The sequence below is a fragment of the Pseudomonas sp. W2I6 genome, from assembly GCF_030815935.1.
Classification (GTDB): domain Bacteria; phylum Pseudomonadota; class Gammaproteobacteria; order Pseudomonadales; family Pseudomonadaceae; genus Aquipseudomonas.
Window position 1 is genome coordinate 2312375 of record NZ_JAUSXJ010000001.1, and the last position, 14796, is coordinate 2327170.

Genomic DNA, 14796 nt, shown 5'->3' on the forward strand with positions numbered 1-14796 from the left:
CTCAGCGGTTGTACGGGCGATGCAATTGGCAATCGGGATTGAGGTCCACGCCAAACCCGGGTTTGTCGAGCACCGACAGGCGCATGCGGCCATTCACCGGCACGGGTTCACCGAGCAGTTGCGGGTGGAACATCGGCACCACCTCATCGGCCTTGGGCGCCATCATCAGGAACTCGGCGAACGGGCTGTTATGGCGGGTCGCAACAAAGTGGTAGCTGTAGACCGACGAGCCGTGGGGCACCACCAACGCATTGTGGGCATCGGCCAAGGCGGAAATTTTCACCAGCTCGGTGAGGCCGCCGCACCAGCCCACATCTGGCTGGATAATGTCGCAGCACCCCATCTCCAACAGCATGCGAAAGCCCCAGCGGGTGGCTTCGTGTTCGCCGGTGGTAACCAACATGCCTTTGGGCACGTTGTTGCGCAGCGCGGCATAGCCCCAGTAGTCGTCGGGCGACAGCGCTTCTTCGATCCATTTCAGGCCGTATTCATGGGCGCCGGTTGCCAGTTTGGTGGCGTAGTTCAGGTCCAGGCTCATCCAGCAGTCGAGCATCAGCCAGAAGTCCGGGCCGACCCGTTCGCGCATGGTTGCCAGTTCCTCGAGGTTTTTGCGCAGGCCTTCTTCGCCTTCCGATGGGCTGTAGTGCAAGGGCATCTTGCCGCCGATAAAGCCCATCTTCTGTGCGAGGTCCGGGCGGGCGCCGGTGGCGTAGAACTGCAATTCGTCACGCACCGCGCCGCCGAGCAACTGGTGCACCGGCTCCTGGCGGATTTTGCCGAGCAGGTCCCACAGCGCCAGGTCGACACCGGAGATCGTGTTGATCACCAGGCCCTTGCGGCCGTAGTACAGGGTGGACTGGTACATCTGGTCCCAGATTTTTTCGATATCGGTGACGCGGGCGCCTTCCAGGAAGCGCGCCAGGTGCTTCTCGACGATATAGGCGGCGGGCTCGCCACCGGTGGTCACGGCGAACCCGACGGTGCCGTCGCTGGCCTCGATTTCGACCACGAGCGTGCCGAGTACGTTGATCCCGAAACTGCGGCGACTCTGGCGGTACTCGGGGTATTTGCTCATGGGGGTGCTGATGTGATCGTCGATCCAGTGGCCGTCTGCCTGGTCGTGGTAGTCCGCGCCGCCGCCGCGCAGCACAAAGGCGCGCACGTGCTTGATTGTGATGTTGCCCATGGTGTGACTCCTTGATTAAACAGTGGCCGGCGTGTTCGTCGCTTTATGGCCTGGGGAATGGATACCGAGTACCAGCAAGGCTGCGACTACAGTGGTGGCGGACAGCAGGTAAAGGCCGGCCGCAGGGGAGTGAAAGGCGGTTTCTGCCCAGTTCTTCAGCACCGGGGCGATAAAACCGCCGAGGGCGCCGAAGGAGTTGATCAGGGCGATGCTGGCGGCCGCTGCGCTGCCGGCCAGGTAGCTGGACGGGAAGGTCCAGAACACCGGTTGCACGGCGATAAAGCCCGAGGCGGCAAAGCACAGGGCGAGCATGCCCAGCAGCGGGTTGGCAAAGGTCACCGAGCAGGCGATCCCGGCGGCGGCCATCAACAGGGTCAGGGACGCGGCTTTGCGGCGTTCACCGGTGCGGTCGGAGTAGCCGGGAATCCACCACGCGGCGAACAGCGCGCAGACCCAGGGAATCGCCGAGACCAGGCCCACCATCAAGCCGACCTTGGTCCCCAGCAGCCCACCGACCTGGGTTGGCAAGTAGAACACCACGCCGTAAACGCTGGCCTGGATCAGTAGGTACACCAGGCACAGGTACAGCACGCTGGGCTGGCACAGCACAGTGAGCAGGCTACGGCCGTGGGAGGTTTTGTGCTGGTCTTCGCGGTCGAGCAGGTCCTGGATCTGGCGGCGCTCTGCAACGCTCAGCCATTTGGCATCGGCGGGGCGGTTGTCCAGGTACCAGTAGGCCCAGATGCCAACCGCGGTGGCCATCAGGCCTTCCACCGCGAACAGCCATTGCCAGCCGTGCAGCCCAGAGAACCCGTCCAGCTCCAACAACAGGCCCGAGAGCGGGCTGCCGAAGATGAAGGCCAGGGGCGCGCCAAAGTAGAAGAAACCCATGGCCTTGCCGCGCACGGCAGAGGGGAACCAGTAGGTGAGGTAGAGAATCACCCCGGGGAAGAATCCGGCTTCGGCCACGCCCAGCAGGAAGCGCAACAGGTAGAAGCTGGTTTCGTTATGGGCAAACATCATGGCGGCGGACACCAGGCCCCAACTGACCATGATCCGGCACATCCACAGGCGGGCACCGACGCGATGCATGATCAGGTTGCTCGGCACTTCCAGCAGCGCATAGCCGACAAAAAACACCCCGGCGCCAAAGGCGAAGGCGGCATCACTGAGGCCGGTGTCGGCCTGGAAGGCTTGCTTGGCGAACCCGACGTTGGCGCGGTCGAGGAAGGCCATGATGTACATCAACAGCAGAAAGGGCAGCAGCCGCCAGGAAATCTTGGCGAGCAAGGACGCAGGCAGGGTCTTCATTGTTCAGTCCAGTTGTTTTGTTCTTATGGGAAGGACTGTACGGCGCTCCATCTATACGCTACAAATCGAATCTCGCTTACAACTGATAACCTCAGGGTATCGATAACAAGGAAAAAAATGAGTAGTCCCGCAATCTCCCGCAGCCTGTTCAACCGCCTGCGCTACAAGCATCTGCATATGCTGGTGGCCTTGAGTTCCAGCCAGAACCTGCACCGTGCGTCCCAAAGCCTGAACATGTCGCAGCCAGCGGCGACGCGCATGTTGCGCGAGATCGAGGATATGTTTGCCTGTGACCTGTTCGAGCGCCTGCCCCGGGGCATGCGCCCGACGGCACTGGGCAAGGAATTGATCCGCTTTGCCGAGTCGGCGCTGAGTGGCCTCGACCGCTGCGCCGAGGAACTGATGATGCGCCAGCAGGGCGGCTACGGGTATTTGTCGATCGGCACCATCATGGGCGCGGCGCCGGACCTTGTGATGGACTCCATTGCGCAGATCAAAACCCTCAACCCGCAGATGCGCATTCGCATCATGGGCGATACCAGCGACCAGGTGATCCAGTTGCTGGAGCAAGGCCGCATCGACCTGGCCATCGCCCGGCGCAACGCCGCCACCGACAGTGAGCATTACACCTTTGAGCCCCTGGGCAACGAACGCATGCTGGTGGTGGTGCACGCCGGCCACCCCCTGGCCCAGCGCGAGCATCTGCCGCTGGCGGAACTGGTCAGTGACTGGCCGTGGATTCTGCAACCGCAAACCAGCCCGGCGCGCATTGGTTTTGATGAAGCATTGCAACACCTGGCCTTGCCGCAGCCGGCGGACATTATCGAGTGCAGTTCGGTGTATTCCATGCAGCAACTGATTCAACTCACCGACGCGATCATGGTGCTCTCGGAAAGCGCCCTGCGGGATTATTTGAAAATGGGCCTCGTGGTGGCCTTGCCGGTGGTGCTGGAGGTGCAACTGGCACCGTTCGGGATGCTGCTGCGCAAGGGCGACCCGGTGAGCCGCGAGTTGGGGGTGTTTATCGACATGCTCAGGCAAAAGGCCGCAATGCTTTAAACATCGTGTGCAAAAGAACGTGGTACGCCGGCGGGTTATTAAATAGAATGAATCTCATTTGAGACTGACTCGCGCCGCGCAGGTTACTTGCCATGAATGATGCTGTAGTGCCGACGCACCTCGCTGAACCCAGCCTTCACACGTTGTACCGCGACCACCGCAGCTGGCTCGAAAGCTGGCTGCGGCGCCGCTTGGGCAACGCCTGGGATGCGGCCGACCTGAGCCAGGACACGTTCCTGCGGGTGCTGGCCAGCGCGCAGCCGATTGCGCAATTGCAGGAGCCCCGGGCCTATCTGGTAACGGTGGGCAAGCGCTTGCTGGTGAATTTTCACCAGCGGCGCAGTCTGGAACAGGCGTATCTCAATGCGTTGATGCAGTTGCCGGAGGCTTGCGTGCCGTCGCCGGAGCAACGCTGGTTGCTGCTGGAAACCCTGCAAGCCCTGGATGAATTGCTCGACGGTTTGCCGGCGGTGGTGCGCCGCGCGTTTCTTTGGAGCCAGCTGGAAGGACTCGCCTATCGGGAGATTGCCGAGCGGCTCAAGGTGTCCGAGCGTACGGTCAAGCGCTACATGGCCCAGGCTTACGAGCATTGCCTGCTGGTGGAACTGTGAGCCGTACTGCGCCGGATCTCGCCCGGGCGGCGGCGCAATGGCTGGCGTTGCTGGAATCCGGCAGCGCCACCGAACGTGATCACGCCCGCCTGCAGCAGTGGCGTGACAGCCATCCCCAGCATGAGCAGATCTGGCAAAAAGCCCAATCGCTGCGCCAACGGTTTACCGACTTGCCGCCAGCGTTGGCCATGGCCAGCCTTGATCGTCCGCAACCGGGACGGCGTGCAGTACTCAAGCGTGCCTTGGGCGTCGCCGCGTTGTTGCCAACCGCGTGGTTGCTCAGCCGGCAATTGCCTATCGACGTGTGGCGCGCCGACCTGCACACCGCTACTGGCGAACGCAAGCGAGTGCCGCTGTTGGATGGCAGCAGCCTGCAACTGAATACCGCGAGCGCGGTGGACGTGGATACGGCCCGGCGCCGTGTGACGCTGGTGGAAGGGGAGATGGCGTTGACGGTGCCGGGGGCTGGTGCGCTAACGGTGCAGACGCGTTATGGCCAGGTGATCGTCAGCCAGGCTGAAGTGTGTGTGCGGCAGTTGTCTTCCGGGTGTTTGGTGTCGGTGTTGAAGGGCGCGGTGCAGGTGCAGGACCTGCGTGGGCAAGTGGCGACATTGCAGGGGGGGCAGCAGGCACGGTTGCAGGCGTCGGGGATGGGCGCTGCGGTGGGGTTTGATGCGTTGCAATTGGGTTGGCGCGACGGTGTGCTGACTGCGCAGAACCAGCTGTTGGGTGATTTTTTGCGGGAGCTGGAGCGGTATCGGCCGGGTGTGCTGCGCTGGGACCCGAGCCTTGAAGCGCTGCGGGTCACTGGGAGTTTTCAGTTGGCTGATACCAATCGAATTCTTGCGTTGCTGGCGTCGACGATGCCGCTGCAAGTGCAGTCCCGTACGCAGTATTGGGTGACGTTGACGCCGCGTAAATCGGCTGCTTGATGCGATCCTTGTGGGAGCGGGCTTGCTCGCGAAGAACCTGAGAGCGCCGCGTTGAATCAGGATGCCCGCGTCATCGTTAACGACCTTCGCGAGCAAGCCCGCTCCCACATTTGAACCGTGGCCGCTTCAGCTTTTGATTTTGGGCGGACTCAACACGTGCCTTTCAGATCACATGCGCCCGCTGCAGCTCAGTCAACGCCAGTGCCTTGAGCCGCGCCAACAGCGGATCCCGCCGATCCCGCGGATGCACCAGCTCCACCGCCAGCTCCTGGCGAATACTGCTCGGCCGGTTATCCATCACCAACACCCGGTCACTCAGGTACAGCGCCTCGTCCACATCGTGAGTCACCAGCAGCAGGGCGATCCCGTGGTGCTCGGCCAATTGCAGCAGCAGGTCCTGCAGCTTCATGCGGGTAAACGCATCCACCGCGCTGAACGGTTCGTCAAGCAACAGCACCTGCGGCCGTGAATACAGCCCGCGAGCAATCGCCACCCGTTGCGCCATCCCGCCAGACAACGCCTTGGGCAACGCCTGGCCAAAACCCGTAAGCCCCACCTCATCGATCAACTGCGCGACCCAGGCCTTGTCATAGCCATCGTCATCGCTGAAACCAATGTTTTGCTCCACCGTCAGCCACGGCATCAGCCGTGGCTCCTGGAACACAAACGCGACCTCACCACCACCTTGCAACAGTTCCCCCTGATAGTCCTTTTCCAGCCCGGCGACGATCCGCAGCAAGGTGCTTTTGCCGCAGCCACTGGGGCCCAGCAAACTGACGGCTTCCCGCGGCTGCAAGGCCAAATGGACGTTGGTCAGCACCGTCGTCGCGCCGAAGTTTTTCCGCTCGACGCGAATGTCCAGTAGCGCTTCACTCATGCTCAATTCTCCGGGCCTTGGCCGTTGAAGGTATCGCGCCAGGCCAGGCAGCGTTTTTCCAGGGCCGCCAACAGGCCGTCGCTGATCTTGCCCAGCAGCGCCAGCACGATGATCGCCGCCAGCACAATGTCAGGCCGTGAGGTTTCCCGGCCATCGCTGAGCAGGTAACCCAGGCCCTTGGTCGCGGCGATCAACTCGGCCGCCACCAGGAACATCCACGCCAGGCTCAGGCCGCTGCGCAAGCCGGTGAACAGGCCGGGCAGGGCGGCAGGCAACAGGATGCGACGCACCAGGCGCGTGCGGCTGAAGCCATACATCTGCCCGACTTCCACCAGCTTGCGGTCGATGTCGCGAATGGCCGCGACGCCATTGAGGTACACCGGGAAGAACGCGCCGATGGCAATCAGCACGATCTTCGAGGTCTCATCAATGCCCAGCCACAGCAGCAACAGCGGCACCCAGGCCAGGCTCGGGATCGAGCGCAGGCCGGCGAAGGTTGGTTCCAGGTACGCCTCGGCCTCGCGGCTCAAGCCGACCCAGGCGGCAAACACCAGGGCCAGGCCGGCGCCGATGGTGAACCCCAGCAGCACCCGTAACAGGCTGGCGCTGATGTGTTTCCACAGCGCGCCTTCGGCGAGGTCGGTGAGGGTCACGGCGATCTCGCTGGGCGCCGGCATCTGGTAGGACGGCAGCCAGCCGATGCGCACCACCACTTCAAGGATCACCAGGATCAACACCGGCAACGCCAGGCCCTTGAGCCGCCGCGGCCAGGCGCTGCGCTGCACGGTGAGCGTTGGCGCGAGTGCGACGGGCAGGGTTTCGCTTTTGCTGCTCATGACGCTCCCCTTATGGACGAGGCAAAGCCTGGCCAAAGCTTGGGTCGATCAACTGGTCGATCACCTGATCCACATTCACCCCACGGCGCACCAGTTCTTCCGAGACCAGGATCGGCGCGGCCGCCTTGGACGACACCACGTCCTGGGCAGTGAGCAATGGGCTGCTCAAGTCGGTACGCGACAATTGCAGCTTGGCCACGTCCAGGGGCAGGCCGGATTCGTCGGCCAGCAGCTTGGCGAATTCGTCGGGGTGTTTCACCGCCCAGTTGCGGGCTTTTTCATAGGCACCGAGCACCTTGGCGATGGTCTGTGGATGCTCCTTGGCGTATTTGTCGGTCACGCTGACCACGCCGTAGCTGTTGAAGTCCTTGTTGCGGTACAGCAGGCGCGAACCCGCCTGGATTTCGCTGGCGGCCATGTGCGGGTCGAGACCGGCCCAGGCATCCACATCACCTTTCTCCAGGGCGGTACGGCCGTCGGGGTGCTGCAGGTGCACCAACTCCACGTCGTCCTTGCTCAGGCCGGCTTTCTGCAGGCTGCGCAGGGTGAACAGGTACGGGTCGGTGCCTTTGGTGGCGGCGATTTTCTTGCCCTTGAGGTCGCTGACGCTCTTGAACGTTGAGTCCTTGCGCACCACCAGTGCAGTCCACTCGGCGCGGCTGTACACATACACCGACTTGATCGGGCTGCCATTGGCCCGGCTGAGCACCGCCGACAGGCTGGCGGACGAGGCGAAGTCGACGCCGCCGCTGTTGAGGTATTCCAGGGAACGGTTGCTGCCCTGGCTCAACACCCAGCCGACCTTGGTTTGCGGCAGCGCTTCTTCAAGCCAGCCGAAGTGCTTGAGCACCAGGCTCACCGGGGAGTAGTAGGCGTAGTCCAGGTTGACTTGCGCAGGGTCGGTTTCCGCTGCATGGGCCAGGGGTTGCAGGCTTAGGGCGAGGGCGCAGGCGCCCAACAGGGTATTGAAGAAGGGTTTCATGGAACAGCTCCGGACAAGGCGGGAAAAGAGAAGGCTATTCTTATATTCAGAAAATTCATATGGCATGTTCCATCATGCGTTATAGGAATATGCAGTCTCTGTGCCAGCGTCTTTGCAGGGCAGGGCAGCACCCTGGCGTAGCAGTTGTCGAGCCTAAGCGAGGCTGCGTTCGCGGTGTGTCAGACAGACCGCTGACGCAGCCTCGCTTGGGCTCGACAGCTGCTACGTGGGGAGTGGTTGGGAGTGGGGAGGCGGGCACTTTGTTGAATCACTGTTGGCTGTGCAACAGCTTGCATATGTTTTTATGGAATAAATAAAGAGTTATATATTCCTTTTGTTGGTTTCACGAATAGGGCACTTTGAGTGCCTGCGCATTCGTGCGGATTGACCCAACAGACCAAAGGAAAGCCGACATGACCATTAAAGCGATCAACGTGCGCAACCAGTTCAAAGGCGTGATCAAGGAAATCCTGATCGGCGAAGTGGTGTCAGAGATCGACGTGCAAACCGCGTCGGGGATCGTGACGTCGGTGATTACCACACGCTCGGTGCGTGACCTGGAATTGAAGGTGGGCAGTGAAGTGATTGCCTTTGTGAAGTCGACTGAAGTGTCGATCGCCAAGCTGTGACTGCAATCCAGTTGTGAACCCAATCCAAATGTGGGAGCGGGCTTGCTCGCGAATGCGGTGTGACAGTCGACATCTACAATGACTGATCCACCGCTTTCGCGAGCAAGCCCGCTCCCACATTTTGTTTTGCATACAGCCGTTGGAGGCTTAGTTGAGTCGAGGCCCGCCTCCCGATGGCCGGGACCCAGGCTTCTCATCCGAAGCATCCGGCAGTGCCTTGGGCGTTTCACTAGGGTCCTTGTAGTCCTTGTGCAAATCCCCATCCAGCCGGTTGCTCGACGAGCCGCCGCTTTGTGGTGTGGAGTCGAAATGCTCCCACTCCGATTGCTGGAAGCGGAACAGGCTGTCATCGGTCGGCGTGTCGCGGCCGTGGTAGTGGTGGATCTCGTAGTGGGCGTATTCGACCTTGTCCGCCCAGTTGTCCTGCAACAAGCCGTCGCCGGCCAGGTCGCGGTACCAGTCGTTTTCCTTCTCGGTGGCCTTCTGTTTTTTGTTGTGGTCGACGAAGTAACCGATGATCCCGCCCACCACCGCCAACACCACGCCCACCAGGAACAGCGGCCCGGTCAGCGCCGCCGCCGTGCCCGCGCCAAACAGCGCCGCCGCACCCAATACCCCGGCCGACGCGCCGAACGCACCGCCCGCCACTTGCAAGCCACCTGCGGCCTGAGCCAACGGGTCTTTGCTGTCCACGCCGCTTTTGATCGCCAGGGCGCCGAGCACAATGTCGGCAAAACCACCGGCAATGTCCGTCGCCGGGCCCAACACCTTGATCACGGAACCGGCGATCTTCGCCGATTGGGAGGCGCCAAGCTTGGCCGCACCGGCTGCCTTGAGGCCGTCATCCAGGTGAGTGGCGAGGCCTTCGGTAGCTTCGGTTACCGCCTTGTCGCCCTCGCCAAACAGCTTGGCCACGCCGTCGTACTGGCTGTCGGGAACCGCGTCCAGGGCCGCAGCGATTTCCTTGCTGACCTTTGAGTCGATTTCGGTGGGCTTGCTGAAGTCGATGACTTTGCCGGCCGCACCTTCCTTGCCCCAGATTTCCGGCAGGGTCTTGTCCAGGCCGAGGAAGTCCACCAGGCCGCCCTTGCCCAGGGCTTCGCCGATCTTGTCGCCGAGCTTGACGAAGTGGCTCGCGCCGCCGGCAAAACTCAGGAAGTCCTTGGCGATGGTCATGCGTTGGGCCGGGGTTTCGCCGAGCTTGCCGCCTTTGCCCACCAGTTGGTAAATCCCCGAGAACAGGCTGACGCCGGCGCCCATCGAACCGAGGATGCCTTTGCTGTTGAGGGTGTTGAACACTTCGCCGAGCATGCCGCGATCCGCCACCGGGATGTACGGTTTGCTCAGGGCGGTTTTCACGTCGGCTTCGCTGATGGTGCCGCTGTTCTTGTAGACGTCGCCGAGTTCTTCCAGGGCCTTGGTCACGGCCGAGGATTTCTCCTTGCCCTCCAGGCCCTCGTTGAGGAATTTCTCCAGCACTTCCTGGCTGCGGCGCGGCAGGTCCAGCAGGTTGCCCTTGAGCACGCCCTTGAGCAGGCCGAACAGGTCCTTGGTGGCCAGTTCCTTGTTGTCGTCGGAGATCTTGCTCGGGTCCGAGAGAATCTCGTTGAGGTCGGTGGTGAGGCCGTCGGCCTGGATATTCTGCGCGGCCTTGGTGGCGGCTTCCGGATCGAACAGCGACAGCGAGGTCAGGGTGTTGCTCAGGTCCTGCTGGGCTTCGTGGCTCTTGCCCTGTTTTTGCAGGTCCTTGAGGTACAGCACATAGTCGGGGTTGCTGGTCAGGTCGAGAAGCTTCTGCTTGATCTCGTCCTTGTTGGGCAGGTGACTGATGGCGTCGTCCATCTTGGTCTTGTAGTCGGCCTGCACCGTCGGGTCCTTGAACAACTCGCCGATCTGCTCCTGCACTGCCTTGCCGTCGATGATGTCGTGCATGTCGGCGGAAGTGAGCTCGGTCTGCTTGTCATCGAACTCGCGCCAAGTGGTATTGAACGGGCGCTTGGATTCTTCGTAGCCGGTGATGCCATGGCCGTTCTGGTAGGCGGCCTGGGCTTCCAGGGCGCGGACCAGTTTGGCCCGTGGGTCGTCCTTGGGAATCGAGCCGTCCTTGACGCCGGCGCGGTAGGTGTCGATCAGTTCGGTGGTGGCCAGTTCGCTGACGCTCTGGGTCGGCGATTTGTCGTCGTCCTTGTCGGCATGCACGCCGGTGTCGAGGTTGAGCACGTCGAGCTCATCGTTGCTCGGCAGGTTGTACTTGGCGCGGGTCTCGTCGACGGTGCCGGCGCTCCAGGCTTCCCATTTCGCCACCACTTCGTCGTAGAGCTGCGGGCTGAGCTCCTTGGAGACGATGACCTTGCCTTCGCTGGTTTCATAGCGGATCAGGCCATCCCCCAGCTCGTCGGGGGAACCGAAGGTGATCTCGGTGTTCTTCAGGAAGTCATTCGGCCCGGCCAGCTTGTAGCCGGCGTCTTCACTGGAGTGGATCTTGCTCCAGGTGTCCTGGGCGGTGGCCACGCTCTTGAACAGTTCCGGGCTGACGTCGGCCGATACGACGACCTTGGTGCCGTCGTGGGTTTCATAGGTCAGCACATTGCCTTGCTGGCCTTCGATCCAGCCGAAGCCCTTGTAGTCGTTCAGCTCCGGCGCCTTGGTATTGGCGTCTGCCAGGGTCGAGCCGTCGTTGAGCGCGGACTCTACGGCGGCCTTTTTGTCGGGGTTGGTGTAGACCTCGTGCAGGCCTGCCAGGTAGTCGAACAGCTTGGGGTTGTCGTCGCGGGCCACGACCATTTTCTGGCCATTGCTTTCAAAGCGGATCAGGCCGGGGCCGACTTCATCCTTGGGGCCGACGGTGGTGCCGGCGTAGGGCGGCCACACTTCGTTGTCGCTGGCGCGCTTGTAGCCGGCGTCTTCGCTGCTGCCCAGGCCGGTGAAGCTTTCATAGGCTTCCTTGGCTTTCTGGAAGGCCTCCGGGTTGTCGCGCTGGCTGATAACGAATTTGTTGCCGTCCTGGGTCTCGTAGCGGATCACGCCGGGGCCGGTTTCGTCGGGCGGGCCGAGGGATTTGTAGTCGCCGAGCTTTTCCGGGGCCGTGGCGTCGCCGCCCAGGCGTTGGTAGCCGGCAGCTTCGCTGGCGTTGACGCCGGAGAGTGCCTTGAAGTCGGCGCTGACTTGCTTGAACAGCTCGGGGCTGTCTTTTTCGCTGACGATGACTTTCTTGCCGTCCTGGGTTTCATAGCGGATCAGGCCGGGGCCGACTTCGTCCGCCGGGCCGATGGCCTTGTAGTCCCCCAGGGTGGTGGGCGGTGCGGCGTCCTTGGCGGCCAGTTCATAGCCTTGTTCCTTGCTGGCAGCGAGCCCTTGCGCGGTTTTGTCGCCGGCCTCCACCTTCTTGTTGTTGGCGCTGTTCTTGAGCAGCACGTGGAACGCCGCGCCGGACTTGGGCGGTGTGAGAGGAAGGGCTTTGGGGTCGGTCGAGCGGTTGAGCGGCTGGGTCGTCATGCCATGGAACTCCTGCTGTTACCGGTGGGGCGAATCGGCAAAAACAGTAACAGCAGGGGTTCGGCGGTCGTTGCGAAAAGTTGTGAATTGCGCCTTAACGGTGACGCAGGCTGCGTTCCAGACGGGCGATGCCTTCTTCCAGCATGGCCCGTGGGCAGCCGAAGTTCAGGCGCACGAATTGCTGGCTGTCATCGCCGAATTCAATCCCGGCGCTCAAGCCGACCCTGGCCTGTTCGAGGAAGAACCGTTGCGGGTCGTCCAGGCCCAGGGCGCTGCAATCCAGCCAGGCCAGGTAGGTGCCTTGAGGCGCATGCATGACCACGCCGGGCAGGCGGGTTTGCACGGCGTTCAGCAGGTAATCGCGGTTGGCTTGCAGGTAGGCCACCAGCGCCTGCAGCCAGTCGCCGCAGTCGCTGTAGGCCGCACGCGTGGCTTCCAGGCCCAGGGGGCTGACGCTGTCGACCATGCCGCAGCGGGCTTGGTTGAAGCGCTCGCGGATCTCGGGATTCTGGATCACCGCGAAGCAGGTCTTCAACCCGGCGACGTTATACGCCTTGCTCGCCGACATCAGGGTGATGGTGCGTTGGGCAATCTCGGGGCTGAGGCTGGCGGTGGGAATATGCCGGCGGCCGTCAAAGCACAGCTCGGCGTGGATCTCATCGGAGACGATCAGCGCACCCTGGTCCAGGCAGGCGCTGGCCACGGCCAGCAGTTCCTCACGGGGGAAGACCTTGCCCATCGGGTTGTGCGGGTTGCTCAACAGCAGCGCCCCGGCGCCGGTGAGGGCTTCACGCATTGCCGGCAACGGCGTGAGGTACGCGCCTTCGGCGCTCAGCTCAAACGGCACTTCGATCTTCGGCAGGTTCCAGTGGCCGGGCGCCAGGCGGATCGGGCGATAGTTGGGGGTTTGCAACACCACCGGTTGGCCGGGCTGCACAAATGCGTGCAGCGCCATGTTGAAACCAGGCTCGACCCCCGGCAGGAACAGCAACTCATCCGGCTGTACGCGCCAGGCGTACTTGGCCCACAGGTCGGCGACGATCGCCTCGCGCACGCCATCGCAGGCCACGCTGTAGCCGAGGATCTGCTGACCCAGTCGCTCGTGCAACGCTTGAAGCACGGCCGGTGGGGCAGCGATGTCCATGTCGGCAATCCACATCGGCAGAACGTCTTGCGGGTAACGACTCCACTTGGTGCTGCCGGTGCCGAGGCGGGAGTGGATCGTGTCGAAATCAAAGCTCATGGGTGGCTCGTATCAGGGAGGCGGGCGTAGAAATGGCGCTGATTCTAGCGCCATTAATTTTACGCGCCAGCGCTGATTGCCGCCCGGGCGCCCGCTTGCCGGTCAAATGCCTCGGCCAACTGCGTGTGGGCCTGTTCCAGGCTGCGCTGCACGGCGGCTGCGCCACGCACCATGGCCCCCAGATAGACGAAATCCACCGCGTGAATGCCCACGGTTCCAAGGATCGCCTGCAGGTAGGGCGTGAGGAAGTCGGGCTCGCGGTTTTTTCGCGAACTGCCGGAGCTGACCAGCACAAAGGTGCGCCGGTCCTTGAGCAGGCCAACTTTCTCAAACTGCGGATTCACCGTGAAACTGCGGTGGATGCGCACCACATGGTCGATCCAGCACTTGAGGGCCGCCGGCACCGTGAAATTGTGCACGGGGGTGCAGATGATCAACAGGTCACAGGCTTCCAGCTCGACAATCAGTTGCTCGGAGCGCTCGGTTGCCGGGCCGCTCAGGCCGCCGGGCGTGGTCAGGGCGTTGGCGTATTCCCGGGTCAGCGCCGGCAAGGCCTGGCCGCCGTAGTCGCGTTCGGTCACTTCGGCTTGCGGCGCCTGTTCGCGGAGCAGGGCGCGGGCCAGGCGGAAGGTCTGGGCGGCCTTGCCGTGGGGGCTGAAGCTCAGTAGCAGGGCGCGGGTCATTGGTCGAGGTCCTGTGAAAAGTGCATCCCCAGTGGCAGCAGGCCCTGGCGAAAATAGAAGCGTTGGGCCAGGGCCATGTGCATGCCGGTGTCCAGCACCAGGTAGCGATAGCCCAGGCGGCGGGTGTGCTGGCGTACCTCGTCCAGCAGGCGCGCACCCAGGCGTCGGCGTTGCAGGGAGGCGTCCACCACCAGGTCATCGACGTAGATAAAGCGCCCATACAGCAGGTTTTCCGTCAGGCGATAACCGGCCAGGCCCAGCACCTGGCCGTTTTCCCGGGCGGCCAGCAGGCGGTAGCCGGTTTCGCGCTGGCGCTGGATCTGCTGGACGAAGGCGTGCGGGTCTTCGAGCTTTGGCCGCAGTTGCTGCATAACGGCAAAGCAGGCCAGGCAGTCGGCGTCGCTTTCGATGTGCACAAACTCAACAGAGTCATTCATGGTTGCCGTGCTCCATGTGCGCTTTTACGGCGGCAGGGACTTTGCGAAAGCTGATGGCGACGCGGTTCAGGGCGTTCATCAGGGCGATAGCCAGGGTCAGGTCGGCAATTTCCTTGTCATCGAAGAGGGCCTTGGCCTCGGCATAGTGTTCGTCCGGCACCTCGGTTTGTGCGACCTGGGTGACCGACTCGGCCCAAGCTAACGCGGCGCGTTCACGCGGGCTGAACAACGGCAACGCTTCGCGCCAGGCGGCCAGCAGCATCAGCTTTTCCAGGCTCACGCCCTGTTTGAGCAGGTCGCGCGAATGTGAGTCCAGGCAGTAGGCGCAGCCGTTGAGTTGCGAGACCCGCAGGTACACCAGGTCAATCAATTCCTTCTCCAGGTCGCAGCCGTGGATGTAGCTGTGCACCGAGCCAAGGGCCTTGTAGCCGACGGGCGCCGCCAGGGCGTAGTCGAGACGGTGTTGCATGGGGTGCTCCTTGTTTCGTGAAGTGATGCCGTCAGTGTGGCGGCCG

At 62.6% G+C, this 14796-nt stretch carries 14 protein-coding genes; 4 read left to right on the forward strand and 10 right to left on the reverse strand.

Annotated features, from left to right (window positions below; genetic code table 11):
- Position 1: 1 nt before the first annotated feature.
- On the reverse strand, positions 2–1186 hold the full coding sequence (gene rhmD / locus QF039_RS11025) for an L-rhamnonate dehydratase (RefSeq protein WP_177019627.1): 1185 nt from the start codon (positions 1184–1186) through the stop codon (positions 2–4).
- Positions 1187–1201: 15 nt separating this feature from the next.
- Positions 1202–2497 carry an MFS transporter gene (locus QF039_RS11030; protein WP_177054208.1) on the reverse strand — a complete coding sequence of 432 codons (1296 nt, stop codon included), beginning with the start codon at positions 2495–2497 and terminating at the stop codon, positions 1202–1204.
- A gap of 117 nt (positions 2498–2614) precedes the next feature.
- Here QF039_RS11030 and QF039_RS11035 point away from each other — a divergent pair, with 117 nt between their 5' ends.
- The 3 genes from QF039_RS11035 to QF039_RS11045 all read left to right on the forward strand — a co-directional run bounded on the left by QF039_RS11035 (position 2615) and on the right by QF039_RS11045 (position 5099).
- Complete coding sequence (locus tag QF039_RS11035; RefSeq protein ID WP_307518036.1) at positions 2615–3556, forward strand: LysR family transcriptional regulator; 942 nt, start codon at positions 2615–2617, stop codon at positions 3554–3556.
- 92 nt (positions 3557–3648) lie between these two features.
- A complete protein-coding gene (locus QF039_RS11040; RefSeq protein ID WP_003217001.1) occupies positions 3649–4167 on the forward strand; it encodes a sigma-70 family RNA polymerase sigma factor in 519 nt (172 codons plus the stop codon).
- A complete protein-coding gene (locus QF039_RS11045) occupies positions 4164–5099 on the forward strand; it encodes a FecR domain-containing protein (RefSeq protein ID WP_177039970.1) in 936 nt (311 codons plus the stop codon). Before QF039_RS11040 ends, QF039_RS11045 begins: the two co-directional genes overlap by 4 nt.
- 163 nt (positions 5100–5262) lie before the next feature.
- On the opposite strand, the gene QF039_RS11050 is transcribed toward QF039_RS11045, so the two are convergent.
- From QF039_RS11050 to QF039_RS11060, 3 genes are read right to left on the reverse strand one after another with little or no spacing between them, the layout of a single operon-like run.
- Positions 5263–5976: an ABC transporter ATP-binding protein gene (locus QF039_RS11050; protein WP_008431321.1), complete on the reverse strand. Its 714-nt coding sequence runs from the start codon at positions 5974–5976 to the stop codon at positions 5263–5265.
- Positions 5977–5978: 2 nt separating this feature from the next.
- A complete protein-coding gene (locus tag QF039_RS11055) occupies positions 5979–6812 on the reverse strand; it encodes an ABC transporter permease (RefSeq protein WP_087693846.1) in 834 nt (277 codons plus the stop codon).
- Positions 6813–6822: 10 nt separating this feature from the next.
- On the reverse strand, positions 6823–7794 hold the full coding sequence (locus QF039_RS11060; protein WP_177123685.1) for an aliphatic sulfonate ABC transporter substrate-binding protein: 972 nt from the start codon (positions 7792–7794) through the stop codon (positions 6823–6825).
- A gap of 413 nt (positions 7795–8207) precedes the next feature.
- Between QF039_RS11060 and QF039_RS11065 the strand changes: the two genes are divergently transcribed.
- Positions 8208–8423 (forward strand): molybdopterin-binding protein, encoded by a 216-nt coding sequence (locus QF039_RS11065; RefSeq protein WP_003217010.1) that lies wholly within the window; start codon positions 8208–8210, stop codon positions 8421–8423.
- A gap of 147 nt (positions 8424–8570) precedes the next feature.
- Here the strand turns inward: QF039_RS11065 and QF039_RS11070 are convergent, their stop codons facing one another.
- The 5 genes from QF039_RS11070 to QF039_RS11090 all read right to left on the reverse strand — a co-directional run bounded on the left by QF039_RS11070 (position 8571) and on the right by QF039_RS11090 (position 14750).
- Positions 8571–11918 (reverse strand): hypothetical protein, encoded by a 3348-nt coding sequence (locus QF039_RS11070; protein WP_134326606.1) that lies wholly within the window; start codon positions 11916–11918, stop codon positions 8571–8573.
- Between the two features lie 94 nt (positions 11919–12012).
- Positions 12013–13161: a MalY/PatB family protein gene (locus QF039_RS11075; protein WP_307518048.1), complete on the reverse strand. Its 1149-nt coding sequence runs from the start codon at positions 13159–13161 to the stop codon at positions 12013–12015.
- A 59-nt stretch (positions 13162–13220) separates the two neighbouring features.
- Positions 13221–13844 carry an FMN-dependent NADH-azoreductase gene (locus QF039_RS11080; RefSeq protein ID WP_008431326.1) on the reverse strand — a complete coding sequence of 208 codons (624 nt, stop codon included), beginning with the start codon at positions 13842–13844 and terminating at the stop codon, positions 13221–13223.
- Complete coding sequence (locus tag QF039_RS11085; RefSeq protein ID WP_087693842.1) at positions 13841–14281, reverse strand: GNAT family N-acetyltransferase; 441 nt, start codon at positions 14279–14281, stop codon at positions 13841–13843. The genes QF039_RS11080 and QF039_RS11085 overlap by 4 nt, the downstream gene beginning before the upstream one ends.
- Positions 14274–14750, reverse strand: coding sequence for a carboxymuconolactone decarboxylase family protein (locus tag QF039_RS11090; protein ID WP_177021461.1), 477 nt, complete (start codon positions 14748–14750; stop codon positions 14274–14276). The genes QF039_RS11085 and QF039_RS11090 overlap by 8 nt, the downstream gene beginning before the upstream one ends.
- Between the last annotated feature and the right edge of the window lie 46 nt (positions 14751–14796).